At 33.6% G+C, this 20,197-nt stretch carries 19 protein-coding genes and 1 tRNA gene; 12 read left to right on the top strand and 8 right to left on the bottom strand.

The window, feature by feature from the left end:
• On the top strand, positions 1 to 746 hold a 746-nt coding region (locus VLC96_RS15095; RefSeq protein WP_325264223.1), incomplete at its 5' end, for an NAD(P)/FAD-dependent oxidoreductase.
• A 31-nt stretch (positions 747 to 777) separates the two neighbouring features.
• On the opposite strand, the gene VLC96_RS15090 is transcribed toward VLC96_RS15095, so the two are convergent.
• Positions 778 to 855: transfer RNA gene (locus VLC96_RS15090), tRNA-Val, on the bottom strand.
• A 202-nt stretch (positions 856 to 1,057) separates the two neighbouring features.
• Positions 1,058 to 2,311: a glycosyltransferase gene (locus VLC96_RS15085; protein WP_325264221.1), complete on the bottom strand. Its 1,254-nt coding sequence runs from the start codon at positions 2,309 to 2,311 to the stop codon at positions 1,058 to 1,060.
• A gap of 173 nt (positions 2,312 to 2,484) precedes the next feature.
• On the opposite strand from VLC96_RS15085, the gene VLC96_RS15080 reads away from it, so the two are divergent.
• Together VLC96_RS15080 and VLC96_RS15075 are read left to right on the top strand one after the other, a co-directional pair.
• Positions 2,485 to 3,066, top strand: coding sequence for a MiaE family protein (locus VLC96_RS15080; protein WP_325264220.1), 582 nt, complete (start codon positions 2,485 to 2,487; stop codon positions 3,064 to 3,066).
• Between the two features lie 58 nt (positions 3,067 to 3,124).
• Positions 3,125 to 5,887 carry a hypothetical protein gene (locus tag VLC96_RS15075; protein WP_325264219.1) on the top strand — a complete coding sequence of 921 codons (2,763 nt, stop codon included), beginning with the start codon at positions 3,125 to 3,127 and terminating at the stop codon, positions 5,885 to 5,887.
• 54 nt (positions 5,888 to 5,941) lie between these two features.
• On the opposite strand, the gene VLC96_RS15070 is transcribed toward VLC96_RS15075, so the two are convergent.
• A complete protein-coding gene (locus VLC96_RS15070) occupies positions 5,942 to 6,538 on the bottom strand; it encodes a hypothetical protein (RefSeq protein WP_325264217.1) in 597 nt (198 codons plus the stop codon).
• 281 nt (positions 6,539 to 6,819) lie between these two features.
• Here VLC96_RS15070 and VLC96_RS15065 point away from each other — a divergent pair, with 281 nt between their 5' ends.
• The 3 genes from VLC96_RS15065 to VLC96_RS15055 are packed head-to-tail and all read left to right on the top strand — an operon-like array spanning position 6,820 to position 9,382.
• Positions 6,820 to 7,614, top strand: coding sequence for an MlaE family ABC transporter permease (locus VLC96_RS15065; RefSeq protein ID WP_325264215.1), 795 nt, complete (start codon positions 6,820 to 6,822; stop codon positions 7,612 to 7,614).
• 1 nt (position 7,615) lies between these two features.
• Complete coding sequence (locus VLC96_RS15060; protein ID WP_325264213.1) at positions 7,616 to 8,392, top strand: ABC transporter ATP-binding protein; 777 nt, start codon at positions 7,616 to 7,618, stop codon at positions 8,390 to 8,392.
• 3 nt (positions 8,393 to 8,395) lie between these two features.
• Positions 8,396 to 9,382 carry an MlaD family protein gene (locus VLC96_RS15055; RefSeq protein WP_325264212.1) on the top strand — a complete coding sequence of 329 codons (987 nt, stop codon included), beginning with the start codon at positions 8,396 to 8,398 and terminating at the stop codon, positions 9,380 to 9,382.
• A gap of 7 nt (positions 9,383 to 9,389) precedes the next feature.
• On the opposite strand, the gene VLC96_RS15050 is transcribed toward VLC96_RS15055, so the two are convergent.
• Positions 9,390 to 10,616 carry a bifunctional folylpolyglutamate synthase/dihydrofolate synthase gene (locus VLC96_RS15050; protein ID WP_325264211.1) on the bottom strand — a complete coding sequence of 409 codons (1,227 nt, stop codon included), beginning with the start codon at positions 10,614 to 10,616 and terminating at the stop codon, positions 9,390 to 9,392.
• Between the two features lie 129 nt (positions 10,617 to 10,745).
• Between VLC96_RS15050 and VLC96_RS15045 the strand changes: the two genes are divergently transcribed.
• The 3 genes from VLC96_RS15045 (at position 10,746) to VLC96_RS15035 (ending at position 12,545) form a co-directional block, all read left to right on the top strand.
• Positions 10,746 to 11,441 carry a MotA/TolQ/ExbB proton channel family protein gene (locus VLC96_RS15045; RefSeq protein WP_325264209.1) on the top strand — a complete coding sequence of 232 codons (696 nt, stop codon included), beginning with the start codon at positions 10,746 to 10,748 and terminating at the stop codon, positions 11,439 to 11,441.
• 3 nt (positions 11,442 to 11,444) lie between these two features.
• Positions 11,445 to 11,840 (top strand): ExbD/TolR family protein, encoded by a 396-nt coding sequence (locus VLC96_RS15040; protein WP_325264207.1) that lies wholly within the window; start codon positions 11,445 to 11,447, stop codon positions 11,838 to 11,840.
• A 294-nt stretch (positions 11,841 to 12,134) separates the two neighbouring features.
• The gene (locus VLC96_RS15035; RefSeq protein ID WP_325264206.1) at positions 12,135 to 12,545 is read left to right on the top strand and encodes a VOC family protein; all 411 of its coding nucleotides are present in this window, start codon (positions 12,135 to 12,137) and stop codon (positions 12,543 to 12,545) included.
• 268 nt (positions 12,546 to 12,813) lie between these two features.
• On the opposite strand, the gene VLC96_RS15030 is transcribed toward VLC96_RS15035, so the two are convergent.
• The 4 genes from VLC96_RS15030 to VLC96_RS15015 all read right to left on the bottom strand — a co-directional run bounded on the left by VLC96_RS15030 (position 12,814) and on the right by VLC96_RS15015 (position 17,416).
• The gene (locus tag VLC96_RS15030; RefSeq protein ID WP_325264204.1) at positions 12,814 to 13,710 is read right to left on the bottom strand and encodes an energy transducer TonB; all 897 of its coding nucleotides are present in this window, start codon (positions 13,708 to 13,710) and stop codon (positions 12,814 to 12,816) included.
• 328 nt (positions 13,711 to 14,038) lie between these two features.
• Positions 14,039 to 15,265 carry a Glu/Leu/Phe/Val dehydrogenase dimerization domain-containing protein gene (locus VLC96_RS15025; RefSeq protein ID WP_325264202.1) on the bottom strand — a complete coding sequence of 409 codons (1,227 nt, stop codon included), beginning with the start codon at positions 15,263 to 15,265 and terminating at the stop codon, positions 14,039 to 14,041.
• Positions 15,266 to 15,543: 278 nt separating this feature from the next.
• Entirely contained in the window at positions 15,544 to 16,122 is a 579-nt protein-coding gene (locus VLC96_RS15020; RefSeq protein ID WP_325264201.1) for a chalcone isomerase family protein, read from the bottom strand.
• Between the two features lie 205 nt (positions 16,123 to 16,327).
• The gene (locus VLC96_RS15015; protein WP_325264200.1) at positions 16,328 to 17,416 is read right to left on the bottom strand and encodes an anhydro-N-acetylmuramic acid kinase; all 1,089 of its coding nucleotides are present in this window, start codon (positions 17,414 to 17,416) and stop codon (positions 16,328 to 16,330) included.
• A gap of 96 nt (positions 17,417 to 17,512) precedes the next feature.
• Between VLC96_RS15015 and VLC96_RS15010 the strand changes: the two genes are divergently transcribed.
• The 3 genes from VLC96_RS15010 to VLC96_RS15000 all read left to right on the top strand — a co-directional run bounded on the left by VLC96_RS15010 (position 17,513) and on the right by VLC96_RS15000 (position 20,179).
• Positions 17,513 to 18,652, top strand: coding sequence for an acyl-CoA dehydrogenase family protein (locus VLC96_RS15010; RefSeq protein ID WP_325264199.1), 1,140 nt, complete (start codon positions 17,513 to 17,515; stop codon positions 18,650 to 18,652).
• Between the two features lie 129 nt (positions 18,653 to 18,781).
• On the top strand, positions 18,782 to 19,420 hold the full coding sequence (locus VLC96_RS15005; RefSeq protein ID WP_325264197.1) for a hypothetical protein: 639 nt from the start codon (positions 18,782 to 18,784) through the stop codon (positions 19,418 to 19,420).
• A gap of 81 nt (positions 19,421 to 19,501) precedes the next feature.
• Positions 19,502 to 20,179, top strand: coding sequence for an SDR family NAD(P)-dependent oxidoreductase (locus VLC96_RS15000; protein WP_325264196.1), 678 nt, complete (start codon positions 19,502 to 19,504; stop codon positions 20,177 to 20,179).
• Positions 20,180 to 20,197 lie beyond the last annotated feature (18 nt).

Raw genomic sequence — 20,197 nt, 5'->3', positions numbered from 1 at the left:
AAGCAAATCTTGTGGTTGGTGCCGATGGTATTCGTAGTTCGGTGCGAAAATTATTGATTGGTGATGATGTTACACCCTTACGTTACTTAGGTTGTATTGTGATATTGGGTATTTGTCCTTTGAGTGCTCTCGAAGAAATTAACAGTCCATTACTAGACTCAGCTACTGTATTTCAAACTGCTAATGGTAATGAACGAATCTACATAATGCCTTTCACAGCAGATTCGGTGATGTGGCAACTCAGCTTTCCAATGACAGAAGATGAGGCTAAAATATTAAGTGCCAAAGGACCACAAGCACTCAAAAAAGAAGCCTGCCGAAGAACGCAATGGCACGATCCTATCCCACAGATTTTGGCGGCAACATTAGAGACTCAGATTTCTGGTTATCCTGTTTATGATAGAGAATTACTAAAGTCTGAACTATTAGCAAAAGCAGGACAAATAACGCTAATCGGAGATGCAGCTCATCCCATGAGCCCATTCAAAGGGCAAGGAGCAAATCAAGCTTTATTGGACGCTCTCACATTGGCTCGTGGAATCATAAGAAATTGCAGACCATTATCACAATGGAGAAAAGCAGGAGTGAGGGAAAGTGTATTGACAGAGTTTGAATCTGAAATGTTGAAACGCTCAGCTATCAAAGTGAAAGATTCAGCCGAGGCCGCACAGTTTCTGCATTCTGATATTGTACTTCACGAAGGAGACGAGCCTAGAGGACGATGTTTGAAGAAAAAAGATGCATAAAAAAAACTCCCTAATTTCTTAAGGAGTTTCTTGGTGGGCGATGAGGGGTTCGAACCCCCGACCCCCTCGGTGTAAACGAGGTGCTCTGAACCAGCTGAGCTAATCGCCCTATTTTACTAGGCTGCTATCATTTCGTGATTGCGAGTGCAAATATAGGCTGGTTTTTCGATTATGCAAAACATTTGGAAAGAAATTTTACTTTTTATTTTAATAAAATAGTCAGTTGTTTAATATTTAGTGCTTTAAAATTTGAAATAAAACAAAAATATTTTCATTTGACTTTCAAACGTTGATGAAAATTGAGATTTCTTTTAATCCTTTTTGTTGTTTTTAGCTTCAATCCACCTCGACATGTATTTGGTGCTAGTCAAAGTATGATGTTGTAATAGAGATCCCATGAAATTTTCCAAACGATGTTGCTCCAAATTCGATTGTAAAAATTGAATCCTATCAGCAAAATCATTTTCAAACAGTTTTTTAGAATACCGCTGATTGATGATTGCAATTCCGTTTTGTTGTGCGGATTTCCAAAGTTTTTCGTCTTGATACAATTCAATAGCTTGTTTTGCAAATTCATTGGCGTCATTGGTTATGAATCCATTCCAAGGAAATTGTCCATGCATGGATTCTGCACCAATGCTTGTAGTGATGCTAGGAGTTCCGCATTGCATGGCTTCAATTAATTTTCCTTTTATACCTGCACCAAAACGCAATGGAGCCAAAACGATTCTTGCTTTTTGAACCACTTCATTGGCATCATTTGCACGCCCTTTTATCTGAAAACCTTCTTTTGGCTGGTGTAATTGATTTACTTTTTGTGATGGATAAGCACCATAAATATGAAGTTCTGCATCGGGCAATTGTTTTCTGATTAATGGCCAAATACTTTGTTTTAGATATTGAACCGCATTCCAATTGGGTTCATGGAGAAAGTTTCCGATGAAAATAAAATTGTTTCTTTCTTTAAAAGAGGGAAGTTTTTCAAAAGTTTCTTCTGAAATCGTATCCAATAAAAAAGGCAAGTAACACAATAACTTTTCGTCAATTTTAAAAACAGTTTTTAATACATCCATTTCAAATTCAGAAATCATTAACGATAAATCGCATCTCAAAATACTGGCAATTTCTCTTTTGGCTACTTCTTCTTTTAAAATGTCAGTTAATGAAAATTCTTTATGTGCTTTAAAAGCTTTTTGTCGGGCTTGTCTGAGGCAATGTAAATCTTCGGTGTCTAATATTCGTAAGGCTTCAGGGCAATTTTCAGCAACTCGCCAGCCAAATTGTTCTTCAATCATAAAACGATCAAATAAAACTACCGAAGGATTTAATTCTTTAACAAAAACATCAAAACTAGGACAATTCAAAGTAATCGATTTTTTTGCTACCTTTAATAAAGATAAATCAACCATGAAATCACTGTCCATTGCTGGACTAGCAAATATAACGTCAAATCCTTGTTGCTGAAACTCAGTAATCAGTTGCAACATTCGACCACCAGCGGCTGAGGAATTAGGTTCAGGCCATACAAAGCCAATGATTAAGAGCTTTTGAGTTGGTGGTGTCATGTTGTAAATTGGGTTTTAAGATATTAGTTGTATCTTATTAAGGAACTAATTATCTAATTGATAAATTTTCGAAATAATGGTGCAAAATAATGCAATTTGGTCGGTTAAAGCATCATTTTACATCAAAATCGGCCGAAAAACACTAATTTTGCAACATACAAAAACTTCTTATTATGCTGGGATTAAAATTAGTTACCGACCCACGCTGGGTAAATATCGTTGAAACTAATATTGAAGAAATTTTGACCGACCATGCTTGGTGCGAACAAAAAGCAGCTTCAAATGCAATAAGTTTAATTACTTACAACTCCGAATTAGAGGAATTAGTGACTGAATTATTAGTGATTGCCAAAGAGGAACTAGATCATTTACAATTAGTTCACAATTTAATAAAGAGTCGTGGGCTAACTCTGGGAAGAGAACGCAAAGACCATTATGTGAATGAACTTTATAAATTCATGAAGAAAGATGGAAGCCGCAAAGATGCTTTAGTAGATCGATTATTGTTCTCAGCTATGATTGAAGCCAGAAGTTGTGAACGATTCAAAGTATTGTCTGAAAATATTAAAGACCCTGAATTAGCTAAGTTTTACAGAGATCTTATGATTTCTGAAGCGGGACATTATACGACTTTCCTTGGTTTTGCTAGAAAATATACAGATAATATTGATGTTGATAAGCGTTGGAAAGAATGGATTGAGTTCGAGACTTCCATCATTGTCAATTACGGCAAAAAGGAAACAGTACACGGCTAAATTCCTTTCTATTTAGAACAACAGGTTATTTTGTTTACTTTAATCCTTCTCAAAAAATATGACAGCGTCCAATTACAAATCTATTGTTTTTAAGGTTTTAAAATATATAGGTGTCACTCTTGTTATTTTGTTAGCATTGATGTTTGTTACTCCTTTAATCTTTTCGGATAAAATAAAAGAACAAGTCAAGAAAACCGCTAACGCAAAATTAAATGGAGAGTTAAATTATTCGGATGCCAATGTTTCGTTTTTCACGCATTTTCCATCGTTGACTTTGACTTTAACAAAATTCAATCTCAACGGATCAGCTCCTTTTCAAAATGAAAAATTAGTTAATGCCGATGAGGTTGCTTTTGGAATCAATTTGAGCAGTCTTATTTTTGGTAAAAACATCAAAATAGATCAAATTTTCCTTTCGAATGCATTGATAAATATTAAGGTCAATAAAAATGGAGAGGCTAATTATAACGTCTATATTGCTGATAAAAAAACGGATTCAAAAGAGGAAACATCAGAAACTGGTTTAAAATTAGAAGGAATCGAAATCGATAACAGCAAACTTGTTTATGACGATCAATCTACTGATGTTCATATTGATGCTATAGGATTAAATTATTTTGGAAATGGAGATTTAAGCAAGGCAATATTTGCTTTGCATTCTAATTTAAAAGTTGAAAAATTAAACATCATTTATGAGAATGAGCCATATTTGATGAATAAAAAAGTGGATGGAGATTTGATTACCAAAATCAATACCAATTCGCTTTCTTTTGTTTTTGAACAAAATGACTTATCGATTAATCAGCTTTTGGTTGATTTTAAAGGAAAATTCGATTTCTTGAAAGATGGCTATAATATTGATTTTACTATAAAATCGGATGAAAGTAATCTATATGACCTTTTTACTGCTTTTCCACCCAAATATATTACCTGGTTAAAAGACTCAGAATTAGAAGGAAAAGTAGATTTATTGCTTACACTTAAAGGGAAATATATTGCTTCTCAAAATTTAGGTCCTGATTTAAACTTGGATTTTAAAGTAAAAGATGGCTTTGTTAATTATAAAAAAAGCGCTTTTCCAGTTTCGAATTTAAATGTAGACATTTCAACTAAAATTCCAAATTTGAATCCTGAACTTTTACAACTTGATGTTAGAAATGCTTCTTTGAATGTAGATAAAAATTACCTTAGCACTCAATTGAAAATGAATGGATTGAGTGCGCCTGATATTAATTTGGTTTTAAAATCTCAAATCGATTTAGAAAAATTAAATGGCGCTCTTGGAATTCCAAATTTGGAACTTAAAGGAATGTTTGTCAGTAATTTGAAAGCCAAAGGAACATTCGATCAAAAGAAGAAAATGTTTCCAAATGCTAACGGAACACTGAATTTGAAAAATGGTTTGATAAAAACCAAATATTACCCACATCCAATTACTGATATTAATGTGGATGCTAAAATTAATAATCAAAAAGGAACATACGATGGACTTTCAGTTGTTCTGAAACCAGCAGCTTTTACTTTTGAAGGAGAACCTTTTTCGGTTACAGCTGATTTGAAAAACTTTGATGATTTAAATTATGATATCAAAGCAAAAGGAACATTAAATATTAGTAAAATCTATAAAGTGTTTTCTCAAAAAGGTCTGGATGTAGATGGTTTTATCAAAGCGGATTTGCAATTGAAAGGCATTCAAAGTTATGCTCAAAAAGGCGATTATAACAATTTGCAAAATAAAGGAACTCTGGAAGTTCGAAATATAAAAATTAAATCAGAATATTTACCAAAATCATTATTGATTAAAGAGGGGATTTTTAGATTCAATCAGGATAAAATGACATTCAATACTTTCTTGGCTTCTTATGGCGAATCCGATTTTAAAATGAATGGTTATTTAAAAAATGTATTCAACTTTATGTCTTCTAAAAATGGGACTTTAAGGGGATCATTTACTTTAAATTCAAGATATATCAATGTCGATGAGTTCATGTCTACTACAACGACAGTTCCAGCAACTCCAGCAACCGCTGATCCAAATAATACTCCAAAACCAGCAATTGAGGAGAAAGGCGTGATTATAATTCCGTTGAATTTAGATTTGCAATTTTACGCAACGGCACACAAAATCAATTATCAGGGGCTTGTTTTGCAAGACGGAAAAGGAGCTGTAAAAATGAAAGACGGTAAAATCATAATGCAAAATACTGGTTTCAATTTGATTGGGTGTAATGTCAGGATGAATGCGGCTTATCAAGGGGTGACACCTCAAAAAGCTATTTTTGAATATGATATTAAAGCGAAAGATTTTGATATCAAAAGAGCTTATAATGAAGTAAAAATGTTTCAGGAAATGGCTACCGCAGCCAAAGATGCCCAAGGAATTGTATCATTAGATTATAAAATAAAAGGAAGATTAGATCAACAAATGATGCCAGTTTATCCTTCATTAATCGGAGGTGGTGTTTTGTCTATCAAAGATGTAAAAGTGAAAGGGATGAAAATGTTCAATGCAGTGAGCAAAACCACCGATCACGAATCTATTAAAAATCCGGAACTTTCTAAAGTCGATATCAAAACAACGGTAAAAAACAATATTATTACTATCGAACGTTTCAAATTTAAGTACGCTGGTTTCAGACCAAGAATCGAAGGAACTTCAAGCCTTGATGGACGTTTGAATATTAAAATGAGATTAGGTTTGCCGCCTTTTGGAATTTTGGGAATCCCACTTACAGTTACAGGAACTGGTTCAAATCCAAAAGTAAAAGTTGGTAAACAAGGCCAGGATATTGAAGAAACTGAGGATACCGAGGTGAATTAAAAACTGCAAAATTATTTTTATAAAACAGAAAAGCTCTCATTTGGGAGCTTTTTTCTATTTTTTACATTCAGTATAAACTGGCGAATTAAAGAATTCTAAAATAGACATATTCTGATCCTGTACCGATAAATTATCATAGGAAGAAATACGTTTGATTAGCATTTCGCAACCACCAAAATAAAATTGAATTTTCGGGTAAATATCAGCGCGGGCAGCAATTGATTTTGCGGTTTTAAGATTGTCAAATTGAAGGCTATCCACAATATTATTATTGACATCTAATACATAAAAAACGTAATTTACTTTGGTACTTTCCTCGTTTTCGTCTGCTGTTGTGGTAAAAATGAGTGTTTTCGAAGCGGTCTCAGACAAAACAAAATAACCATTTACTTCTTTAGAATTATTTAGTTTATAAGTTTTAAATTTATTTATTCCCAAATAAATGCAATCAAAATCCTTAAACTTAATCTTGCTTTCAACATCAGAGTTAAGTAACTTATAAAATACTAGCTTTTCTGTAGTGTCAATTCGAAAAAAATTAGGTTTTATATTGATTTTTGAACCGTCATTAGTGATTATAAAACTTTCAACAATTGACATAGAAAATGAATTCATGCTGATAAATAGCACCAGAAAATAAAGTTTCTTCATGTTAGTAGGCTTATTTTTTTCAAAAGTAAAGGGAAAGTCTTTTTCTTTTGTTAACAAAATATAAACCTTAGATTATTAAAATTGACTTCTTTCTGGCAATTACAAACGGAGGTAACGAATTTTAGTAGGAATCTTGTAAAAGTATTAAACTAAAGTATAAGTGGGTAAGTGTTATTTTTTATAAATTTATAACTTGTTAATTATTAAGTTTCTAGATTCCTAGCTAGAAAAAATAATGTCTCAAATCTTGCACAATAAATGAAAAAATAATAATAATAACTATGGATAGAGCAGGAGCTAGAAAATATTTGTTTTCCAAAAAAATTGATTCTTATTTTGATGGAATTTACAAAGGTTATCGATTTACACTTCTTTATTTTAAAGAAGCTTTTACTTCTCCCTTTCATTTACGTGAAATTATAAATCAATGTTTTGAAATCGGGTTAAGATCTCTTCCTCTAATCACTATGACTGGTTTTATTATTGGTATAGTTTTTACCAAACAATCGCGGCCATCTTTAGAAAATTTTGGTGCTGTATCTTGGCTGCCATCATTAATGGGAATTGCTATTGTGAGAGCGCTGGGGCCATTAGTTACTTCGCTAATTTGTGCTGGAAAAGTAGGATCAAGCATTAGTGCCGAATTAGGTTCTATGAAAGTAACGGAGCAAATTGATGCGATGGAAGTTTCCGCCATTAATCCGTTTAAATATCTTGTCGTTACAAGGGTTTGGGCAACAACTATTTCTATTCCCATACTTTCATTTTATTGCAGCTGTGTAGGATTGTTAGGATCTTACTATAATGTTTCTACTGAAGAGGCTACAAGCTTGCAGATATATTATACCAATGCTTTTTCAAATATTTCTTTTTTAGATCTCTTCTCATCGCTTACAAAATCTATAGTCTTCGGATTTACCATTGGAATTATTAGTTGCTACAAGGGTTTTTTTGCATCGAATGGAACAAGTGGTGTTGGTAAAGCAACAAATCATGCGGTAGTATTGTCTATGTTTCTCATTTTTCTTGAAGAGTTAATTATTGTGCAAATTGTTAATTGGATTAGATATTTTTAATATGGAAAACGATAAAATTCAATATGGCAATAGCGGAGATGCTGTTATAAAAATTGAAGGATTGTATAAATCTTTTGGTGAACTTGATGTATTAAAGGGTGTCGATCTAACATTGCAAAAAGGAGAAAATTTAGCAGTATTAGGTAAGTCCGGAACAGGAAAATCTGTTTTGATAAAACTATTAGTAGGATTATTAAAACCCGACAGAGGTACTATAACAATTTTAGGCCAACAGTTGGATACATTAAGCCCAAAGGAATTGAATGCATTACGCTTGCGCATAGGTTTTTCATTTCAAAATAGTGCTTTGTATGATAGTATGAGTGTTTACGGCAATTTGTCTTTTCCGCTTACGATGAATGTAAAGAATCTTACAAAGAAACAAGTGGATGATGCCGTGGAAGAAGCGTTGGATGCAGTAGGTTTGTTAGATAAAATTGGACGACGTACAGAAGAACTTTCAGGAGGACAGCGAAAAAGATTGGGTATTGCCAGAACACTAATTCTAAAACCTGAAATAATGTTATACGATGAGCCTACGGCAGGTCTGGATCCAGTGACATGTATTGAAATAAATTCGCTCATTGTCGAGATGCAGCAAAAATATAAAACCAGCTCCATTGTTATCACACACGATCTTACTTGTGCAAAAACCACTTGTGAGCGTATTGCAATGTTGCTTAATGGGAAATTTTTGAAAACAGGAACGTTTGAAGAGGTTTTCAGAACAGAAGAAGAGCAGATAAAACAATTTTATTCATATAATTTTACAATTTAAGTTATGAACGAATCATCCAGAAAACGCAATATATTAGTCGGTGTATTTATTTTCGTAGGATTACTATTTCTGTTAGGAGGAATTCTGCTGGTGGGTAATCTTCACGAAACTTTCAAAAGAAAAATGGAGTTGGTCACTGTTTTTGATGAAGTAAATGGATTACAAACGGGAGCTAATGTTTGGCTTTCGGGTGTAAAAATTGGGAAAGTAAGGAATATCAAAATCAATCCCTCTAGGAATGTTGTAGTGACTTTAGCTATTGAAGAAAACGCGCAGCAATTTATTCTAAAGGATGCTCAAACCAAAATAGGTACTGATGGACTTATAGGGAACAAAGTTGTTGTTATTTTTGGCGGGACAGCAAATACGCCAACCGTTCACGATGGAGATACTTTGACTGTAGGAAACACGATTTCGACAGAAGATATGATGATTAAGTTGGGGAAAAACAATGAAAATCTTCTTGCTATAACTGCTGATTTTAAAACAATTAGTCATAAGCTAACTACCAAAGAAGGAACAGTTGGAAAATTGATAAATGATGATGCCATGTACGACAACATTAATTCAATAGCTGTGTCTCTCAATAAAGCCTCGATAAAGTCCGAAAAAGTGATCGCTTCACTTAATGAATATACGTCAAAATTAAATAAAAAAGGAACTCTTAGTAACGATTTGGTTACAGATACCATTGTTTTTAATTCTATTAAAAAATCAGTTTTAGAATTACAAAAAATGACTAAATCAGCCAATGAATTGATGGCTAATCTCAAAGATGCTAGTGCCAATCCCAATTCGGCTATGGGAGTTTTGTTACATGATGAGCAATCAGGAGCTAGTTTGAAAAAAACAATTCAAAATTTAGAAACCAGTTCCGAAAAATTAGACGAAGATCTTAAGGCAGCTCAAAGCAACTTCTTATTGAGAGGTTACTTTAAGGATAAAGAAAAAGCAGCCAAAAAACAACAGAAAGCTCAAGAACAACAATAGCTTACAATTATTTAAGTGGTAATTCTGCTACTACAAAGGTGCTTCCGCCGATGTAGATAAAATCTTTTTTGGTAGCATTATTTTTAGCTTCTGCATAAGCTTCTATAACTGAATTATATGTTTCTCCTTTTAAAAAAAAAGAAAAAGCTTTTTCTTGTAGATTTGAAGCATCCAAGCCACGAGGGATATTTGGTTTGCAAAAATAATATGTCGCATTCTTAGGGAACAATGGTAAGACTTCGCTTAGTTCTTTATCATTAACAACACCCAAAACAATATGTAAATTTTCAAAAGACTCTTTTTGAATTTGTTTCAAAACAATTTCAAGTCCATTTTTGTTGTGTGCGGTGTCGCAGATAATTTTTGGGTTATCGCCCAATTGTTGCCATCTTCCCAATAAACCAGTGTTTTTTACAACATTCAGCAAACCTGATTTTATATTTTCAAGACTAACTTTAAAACTGGTTTGATCGTTTAGGATTCTAAAAGTCTGAACAACCGTTTTTTTATTGTATTCCTGATAATCGCCAATTAAATCCGAAAGATAGATTTCTGTAATCAAATCAGATGCAAAATAAATTTCAGCATTATTTTCTTTGGCTTTCGCCAAAAACACAGGCTGTGTTTCAGCCGTATATTCACCAATAACAACAGGAATTTCTGGTTTTATAATTCCTGCTTTTTCTTTGGCAATAGATTCCAAAGTGTTACCTAAAAACTGAACATGATCAATTCCAATATTTGTAATAACAGAAACCAAAGGCGTAATAATATTTGTCGCATCTAATCTTCCGCCAAGACCAACTTCAATAATAGCAATATCTACTTTTTCTTTTGCAAAATAATCAAAAGCTAAACCAACTGTCATTTCAAAGAAACTCAGATCATTAGCCTCAAAAAAAGATTTGTGTTCGGCAATAAATTCAACCACAAAAGATTCGGAGATTTCAATGCCATTGATTTTGATTCGTTCTCTGAAATCTTTCAAATGTGGCGAAGTATAAAGCCCCACTTTATATCCAGCTTCCTGCAAAACCGAAGCGAGCATGTGCGAAGTAGAACCTTTTCCATTGGTTCCAGCCACATGAATACATTGTAATTTTTGTTGAGGATTATCAAGATGATTGGCTAATAAAATGACATTCGACAAGTCTTCTTTATACGCCGAAGCTCCCTGATGTTGATACATTGGGAGTTGGTTAAACATCCAATTTGTGGTTTCTTGATAGTTCATTTATTTTTGATAAAATAGTTGTATATTGAAATATTTTTCGTTTTTTTTAGTTTAATATTACAGTGAAAAATAGTTTCTGCAAAATTGAAATATTTTTTAGAATTAATGATTATAAACCCAGAATAAAATATGTTTAGTTTTATACAATTACAAGCTGATACTCTTGCAAATGCTGCGTCTAATGTTGTTGTCGAAAAGATAGCACCAACTACTGAAATCTCTGTTTTAGGATTTATATTAAAAGGAGGTTTTTTTCTAATCCCAATCGCTATTTTACTATTTTATACCTTCTATTTAATTTTCGAAAGGTATTTATACATCCATAAAGTGTCAAAAATCGATCCGCTTTTGATGCGTGATGTCAAAGATCAGTTGACAAGAGGAGATTTTCATTTGGCTCTTTCCATAGCTGAAAGAACTAATACGGCATCAGGAAATGTAATCAAAGAAGGAATTACACTGATTGGTCGTCCTATTGCCGAAATAGAGTCCAATATGGATCGTGCAGCCGATATCGAAATTGCACAAATGGAGCAACATTTAGGACAATTAGGATTGATAGCAGGTATTGCTCCAACATTAGGATTTATCGGAACAATTTCCGGAGTAATCAAGATTTTTTACAGCATCTCAGTAACTGAAAATATTAGTATTGGTAATATCTCAGGAGGTTTATACGAAAAAATGATCAGTAGTGGCTCTGGATTAATTGTGGGGATTATTGCCTACAGTGCCTACCACTTGCTGAATGGAAAAATCGATAGTTATGCTTTGAAAGTTCAAAAGCAGATTCTGGAATTCGTAAACATCATTCAAAAAGCATAAATCATGTCAATCAAAAGAAAAAGAAGATTTCACGCCGAAGTAGCTACTTCGTCCCTAAGTGATATTATGTTTTTTTTGTTGCTGTTTTTCCTGATAATCTCCACTTTGGCAAATCCAAATGTTATCAAAATGACGCTGCCAAAGTCCAAAACCAATGAAAAAACAAATCATCAATACATCAGTTTATCGGTTACTGAAGACAAGAAATTCTACATCGATAAACAACCTGTAGCTTTCGAAGAATTAGAAACTACATTGATGTCCAAAATGAATGCTCAAAAAGACCAAACAGTAATTGTCCGAATTCCGTTCAATTTGCAAGTGCAGGATTTAGTAGACGTATTGCAAATAGGAGTAAAGAATAATTTAAAATTTGTCATCGCCACAAGTCCAAAGTGATAATAATTAGGGCGTGACCACAATAAAAAAAGGGGCTGACTTTAGATAATCTAGAGTCGCCCCTTTTTTTATTGCGGTCGGGCTATCCGCGTTACTTCGGTAACTTGCTTCTATCCCTCACGCGCATTACGAAAACATAAAATTACAGGTGTAGAAACGTTCCATTGTTATCTTTTTGGCAACAATAACAAACTATTTTATTTTTTTATAATTTAGCTATGTACTTGTAAATCAATTTGTAGTATTAAATAAAGCCTGATTTAACAAAACATTTTTTAACCAAAAAACACTATTATGGCAAAACAAGTTTTTATCAATTTAGCAGTAACCGACTTGCAAAAATCTGTAGATTTTTATACCGCATTAGGTTTTACAAACAATCCGCAATTTTCGGATGATACTGGAAAGTGCATGGTTTGGAGTGAAAATATTTTTGTAATGCTTTTGTCGCATGAAAAGTTTGCAGGCTTTGCAACCAAGCCTATTGCTGATACGAAATCAAATGTTGCGGCACTTTTTTCATTATCGGTTGATAGTGTTGATGAAGTAAACAACATCGTGACAAATGGACTAAAAGCAGGTGGAAAAGAACCCAGCGAAATGAAAGATTATGGTTTCATGCAACAGCGAACCATCGAAGATTTTGATGGACACACTTGGGAAATTTTCTATATGGATATGTCGAAATTTCCAGCTCAACAATAACAGGGATTATGCTTTTGTTTTGTTGATTTTTTTTTGACAAACATTACGCTAGTTTTTCATCCTTCCTTCGTGAGGATGAAAAACTAGCGTAATGTTTCTGATTAAGGTTTTAACGGATAGTTTTCAAAAAGACCTTATGAAAAACTAAATTTGTAAGCTAGCCCCGATAGGAGTGAAAATCCTTGTTGCCCGGGGTTCGGGCAACAAGATTGTAACGTATAGCGGGACTAATGGTGATGAAAACCCCAAAAGTTCTGCTCCTAATATTTTAATTCAAATTGAAATTATAAACAATCTTACCGACTTGTTTTTCGGGAGCGTCAGAGCTGGCGTCCCATTTGGTATTCATAGCGGCAATTCGCGCTTGATCTTTAAGACATTTTGCAGTAATTGTAGTTCCTCTTTGTCCAGGTACAGCTTTGACAGTGTTGCCATTTTTGTCAACAGTTACTTCAACAACCACTATTCCGGTTTCATTGCTGCAGTCACTATTAGGTTTGGGTGGGGAGTGCGCTTTTCGGTTACCCAAAGAATAGCCAGAACCACCTCCGGAACCGCTGCCACTTCCAGGGCCGTAACCGCTACCGTTGCCAATTCCCGTTCCAGTGCCGTTTCCGCCACCAGTGCCTCCTCCGGATCCACCAGTACCATAGTAACCTGTTGCAGTCAAACTTCCGTTGGATTTTCCTTTGTTTCCAGCTACTTTATCGTCTCCATCGCCACCTTTGTTAGACCCTTTTAGAATACTAGCCAAGGCATCATTAGTAGAATTAGAAACTTTTGGTTTAACCACTTCGGGTTGTTTTGGAGTTTCTTTGACAACAACTTGTGTTTTTTTAGGTTTTTCTTTTTGTGGAATAGCGACACTTTCTTCGGTGCTGTTTTCTTGTGACAAGATGGATTCCTGCGGAGTGCTTTTGGCAGGAGTTGCTTTGACACGATTTTGTACATTTAAAACTTTACTTTCCGTGTTTTTTCCTGACCCTAAATCACTATCGCCAAAATTGATGCTAACGCCACCGCCACCTCCGCCGCTACCAATCATTTCTTCGAGATTAGCTGGTGGCCAGAAACGAATGAAAAATAAGAGCAACAATAATGATGCATAGATGAGTATCGATAGGAGTAATGATTTCTTTTGATCTGTTGAAAGAGACAAACTCATTGTAGAAATTGATTAAAAATGTACTTATAAAAAACGTTGAAAAGTACTAAAAATTGTCAAGAATAAAAAACCGCTTAGGTGTTAAACTCACAGTAAGTATTTCGATTTTATTTCGCAGAGAAACGCGGAGAATCCACAAAGATCCACGAAGTTTTTAAAATCAATTTTTTAAATATGTTTTTTCTTTGCGAATCTTTGTGTTGTTTTTGGGCATCTTCGCGAAATTTATTCCTAATGCAGATTTTGGTTAAACATGATGTCAAAAAAAAAACGAACCAAAAAGATTTTAAAATCTAGTTTGATTCGTTAGGTATGGAGTGAAAAATGCTTACACTAATTGTTTCAGAGCAATTTCAAAAGCTGTTGCGCTGATATTAGTTTTGGATGAGTTTAAAGCGTATGTTTTTTCGATAGCATTTTTGATAATTTCAGAGGTATCATGGAAAATGGCTTCGTCGGTCATTTGTACTTTCTTTTCCATGAAATAAGCAAAAACTCTTGCCATTCCGCAATTAGAAATAAAATCTGGAATCAAACTTACTTTATGATCCACTTCTTCCATAATCGAACCAAAGAAAATTTCTTTGTCGGCAAACGGAACGTTAGCGCCACAGGAAATAACTTCCAGTCCATTATTGATCAGGCTTTCTATTTGATTTTGTGTAACCAATCTTGATGCGGCGCAGGGAGTAAATATTTCGGCACCAATAGTCCAGATTTTTTGATTGATTTCTTCAAAAGGAATCATGTTTTCGGCTACTAATTTGTTTCCGTCTTTGGCAAGAAATAGGGTTTTTATTTCTTCAAAAGAAAAACCTTCTTCATTAATTAATCCACCGTCACGGTCTATAATACCTATGATTTTGGCTCCCATTTCGGCAAGATAAAATGCGGCAGCCGATCCTACATTTCCAAAGCCTTGTGCAATAGCTTTCTTTCCTTTTATAGAACCTCCGTAAATATCATAAAAATGGCGTACAGCTTCGGCAACACCATAACCTGTAATCATATCGGCAACAGTATATTTTCGGTTAACATCTGGAGAGAATCTTGGATTTTCGATTACCTTGATCACTCCTTGACGTAATTGCCCAATTCTATTTATTTTATCTGCTTCGGTTGGTTTGAAATGACCATTGAAAACCCCTTCTTGTGGATGCCAAACACCACATTCTTCGGTCATCGGGATTACTTCGTGGATTTCGTCTACGTTCAAATCACCACCGGTTCCGTAATAACTTTTTAATAAAGGAGAAACCGCTTTGTACCAACGTTGAAGAACACCTTTTTTGCGAGGATCATTTGGGTCAAAATTTATTCCAGATTTTGCACCACCAATTGCTGGTCCAGAAACCGAAAATTTGACTTCCATGGTTTTTGCTAATGACAAAACCTCATTCATGTCTAAACCTTTCCTCATACGGGTTCCACCACCTGCAGCACCACCGCGAAGTGAATTTATAACTGTCCAGCCTTCGGCTTCGGTTTCCGAATCTTTCCAGTTGAAAATAATTTCAGGGGCTTTATTTTCGAATTTCTTCAATAAATCTTTCATATTGTTGTGATATATTTATTTCTGACAAATATATAAAAAGGTTTTATGAGAAATATGTATTTAATGTGTATTTGTTTTTAAATTATTTGTATAAAAAAAGTGCTTAAGTATCTTTTAAATGATACAAAAGCACTGTTTAGATTTGGGACTCTTGAATTAATAATATAAAACTCAGAGTTTAAAAATGAGCCGACATTATTAATATTGGCAAACCAATTTTTACTGCCGGCTTATTTTATTTTGGAATTTAATATCCTTTTGAAAACAAAAATATTCTACTAGACACCCAATAGGCTCTTTTTTAAATCTTCATCTACTGGTCTATCACCTAACCAAATACCGAAAAATACTTTTTTGAAATCCATTCCTGGTATTTTCCCTTTAAGCTGACCGTTTTTTATAATCCACATTGAGCTGTCAACTGGAGCATACGTTAATTCAAATACATCTCCTTTAACAATATCATCAGCCAAATAATTTTTTAATAATTCCATTTTTGACTTGTATTTTTCAAATTCGGCTCCAGCAGATTTTTCAAATCCAGCATTTAGCGCTCTTGTTAATTTGCCAGAAGATACTAAGGCTGAAGTGATTTCAATTCGGATAGACATTTCGGAATTGTCATTGATAATTTCAGTTGGATTTTGAGATAATTGACTCAAATATAAAGCTTGGATATATACTTCTACCCACATTTTTGATCGTGAACCTGCACCGTTAAGTTGCAAAGTTTTGTTCTCAAACTTCATTGTTCTAGGGAGAGTTACTCCTTCAAAAACGATTTCTTTTTGAGCAATTGCATCAGATGAAAATAAAACAGAAACAATAAGAATTAATCCAAGTATAATCTTTTTCATTTTTATAAAATTTAAATTTTGCGCAAAAATAATTTTAATTAACCGAAAATTTATACTTCAAAACCTTTATTTTGTTAAATTTATAAAATTTAACTATATGGTAAGTAGATTTTTACGACTAGTTTAAAATATCGGTAAATAATCGCTTACATTCGCAAAATGTACTTATTTACTCTAAATTTTTTCTGAACGGAAAAACGTATAATTACGATTCAGCGTTGTAAATAATTCCTGAACTATGATCTGAATCAGCTCCAGTAACACTTCGCAATGCGTTAACTTCTCCCCGTATTTTTAAAACTCCTAATAAAGCAAAAATTAAAGCTTCCTTAAATTCTAAAATTTTTGGTGATGGAATTATAATTTCCATATTTGGTAAATGAAATTGAATCCTTTCGATCAGAAAATCATTATAGGCACCACCACCTGTAATTAACATGCGTTGTTTTTCTTTCTGTGTTTCAAAAGAATTTAATGCAAGTGCTGTCTGAACAGCAATGTGCTCTGTAAAAGTTCTGAGTTTATCTTCAATTGAGATAGAATACTTTTCAATTATGGGCAAAATAATTTCTTTTACAAATTCAAAACCTAATGATTTTGGGGCATCTTTTTTGTAAAAGTCTAATGCATTCAATTCATTTAATAAATCATCATTACATTGACCAGTTTTAGAAATTTGACCTTTATCATCGTAATTTAATCCTAATTGATTGGCGTAAAAATTAAGAACAGTATTTACGGGAGAAATATCGAATGCAATTCGGCTATTGTTTTTTTCAAAAGAAACATTAGAAAAACCTCCCAAATTCATGCAATAATAATAATCAGCAAATAAGATGCGATCACCAATAGGAACTAAAGGAGCGCCTTGTCCGCCTAACTGAACATCTTGAACTCTAAAATCGCAAACGACTTTTTGTTTAATCAAAGTTGCAATCTCAGGCAGATTTCCAATTTGAAGTGTAAATCCGTTTTGAGGTTGGTGTAAAATAGTATGACCATGAGAACAAACGGCATCCAAATTTTCGATCGCATGTTTGTCTATAAATGTTGTAATGATAGAAGCTAGTAGTTTGGTGTAGTTTTTATTTAATGCTACTAGTTGATTTTCGGTATAATCTACAGCTGTTTTTAGTATAGAAATCCAGTCAGAATGGTATGGAATAGTCTCACTTTCGAGGATTTCAAATGACCATTTATCATTTTTTATTTGGAAATGAATGTGTGCCAAATCGACTCCATCCAGCGAAGTTCCTGACATCACTCCGATAACGTTATAGTAATCTTTTTTCATGGGCCAAATTTACGATTCAAAATTGAAAAGTTCACAATTAAAAATTATCTTTGGCTACATTTTTTAAACAAAAAACATACTTTATTTTATATTATTATGGATTTTAATTTAACCGAAGAACATTTAATGATCCAACAAGCAGCACGAGATTTTGCTCAAACTGAATTGTTGGAAGGCGTAATCGAAAGAGATGAACACTCAAAATTCCCTACTGAACAGGTCAAAAAAATGGCCGAACTTGGATTTTTAGGAATGATGGTTGATCCAAAATACGGAGGATCAGGTCTCGACAGTATTTCGTATGTGCTTGCAATAACTGAAATTGCCAAAATTGATGCTTCAGCGGCTGTAATTATGTCTGTAAATAATTCTTTGGTTTGTGCCGGATTAGAGAAATATTGTAATGAAGAGCAAAAAATGAAATATCTGGTTCCTCTTGCAAAAGGAGACGTGATCGGAGCATTTTGTTTATCAGAACCAGAAGCTGGGTCAGACGCAACTTCTCAAAAAACAACTGCCATTGACAAAGGAGACCATTATTTATTAAATGGTACAAAAAACTGGATTACTAACGGCGGTACAGCGTCAACATATATTGTGATTGCTCAAACCGATGTTGAAAAAGGACACAAAGGAATTAATGCTTTTATTGTTGAAAAAGGATGGGCTGGATTCGATATTGGTCCTAAAGAAAAGAAAATGGGTATTCGTGGTTCAGACACGCATTCTTTATTGTTTAATGATGTCAAAGTGCCAAAAGAAAATAGAATTGGAGCCGATGGTTTTGGTTTTAATTTTGCAATGGCTGTTTTAAATGGTGGACGTATTGGTATTGCTTCTCAGGCCTTAGGAATTGCAACCGGAGCTTATGAATTGGCTTTGAAATATTCGCAAGAGCGTAAATCTTTTGGTAAAGAAATTTTCAAACACCAAGCAATTGCTTTTAAATTAGCGGATATGGCAACTCAGATTTCGGCTGCTAGATTGATGTGTTTGCATGCAGCTTCTCAAAAAGACGAAGGAAAAGATATCTCACAATCGGGAGCAATGGCCAAATTATTTGCTTCTCAAACCGCAATGGATGTTACTATCGAAGCGGTACAAATTCACGGAGGTAACGGTTATGTTGCCGAATATCACGTAGAACGCATGATGAGAGACGCCAAAATCACCCAGATTTATGAAGGAACTTCAGAAATTCAACGTATTGTAATTTCGAGAACCTTAATCGCATAATAGATTTTTTTAAATTATACTCAAAACCAAATCCAAACTTGAATTTCAAGTTTGGATTTGGTTTTTCTAATTTTAAATTAGTTTTAGAATCTTAGTAACTTAGCAACTCAGAAACTTATTTTCATCAAAATGAAGGTTTTCAAAAATATAATCGGTGGACTTTTAGTAAGCTTTGTTGGCTCATTACCATTGAGTTATCTGAATATTATTGGTGTTGAAGTTTTCTCAAAGTTTGGAATAAATTCGTTGGTTTCGTATTTGCTTGGCGTAATTATCATTCAGACTGTGGTGGTTTATTTCACCGTGATTTTTGCAAATCAATTGGTAAGCAATAAGAAATTAATGAAGCGTATTGATTTCTTAGCTGTATTTTTTCTTCTATTGCTCGCTTATGTATTTTACGCTTATTCTGATCAAACTTTTAAAGAAAGTAATTATTTAGAACAATATGTTCAATATTCTCCTTTTTTAATCGGAATGGTTTTGTGTGGACTGAATTTTCTTCAAATACCTTTTTGGGTAGGCTGGAATTTATATTTATTAAATGCCAATCACATTGTATTGGTTGGTAAGCTTAAATTTCATTATATATTAGGAACATTGTTAGGAACTTTTTGGGGAATGCTCGTGGCGATAATGCTTTTGGATTCTTTATCACAACAACGATTTACATTTTCAAAATATATTATGCCAATTGGAATCCCACTATTCTTTATAATTTTGGCCTTTTTTCAAACTTTTAAAGTTTATAAAAAATATATCCGATAGCATGTCAATTATGACTTTTTTAAAAAATTTTTCGACGAACTTAAATTATTCTTTTTTGCTTGTTTTGTTTATTTTTGTGGCATGAAAAACATTATTATTACAGGAACAAGCAGAGGTATTGGTTTAGAACTGGTTTTGCAGTTTGCCAACGCAGGACATCAGGTTTTGGCTTTGTCGCGAAAAACACATCAAGATTTACTTTCCCATAAAAATGTTACGTTTCTTTCTGTTGATTTATCTAATGAAGCAGATTTACAGCAAGTAACCGGCTTTTTGACTACGACTTGGAAAAAAATCGATGCAGTGGTTCATAACGCAGGGAGTTTGTTATTGAGACCTTTTTCAGAAACGACACAACATGATTTCGAAAATATTTACAAAGTGAATGTTTTTGGAGTGGCTAATTTAACTCGTATTTGTTTGCCGTATTTGCAAAAAGGAAGCCATGTAGTAACGATCAGTTCTATGGGAGGAGTACAAGGGAGCCTTAAATTTGCTGGATTAGCAGCTTATAGTTCTAGTAAAGGAGCTGTGATTACTTTATCAGAATTATTAGCGGAAGAATATAAAGAACAAGGAATTTCTTTTAATGTTTTGGCTTTGGGTTCTGTTCAAACCGAGATGTTACAGGAAGCTTTTCCGGGTTATCAAGCGCCACTTTCGGCAAGTGAAATGGCTACTTATATTTATGATTTTACTCTTAAAGGAAATAAATATTTTAATGGTAAAGTGTTGCCGGTTTCTTCAACTAATCCTTAAAATATTTAAAATTAATTA

The organism is Flavobacterium sp. (assembly GCF_035456085.1).
Lineage (GTDB): Bacteria > Bacteroidota > Bacteroidia > Flavobacteriales > Flavobacteriaceae > Flavobacterium.
The sequence above is the reverse complement of the archived record's forward strand: the minus strand, read 5'-3'. Positions and strand labels throughout refer to the sequence as shown.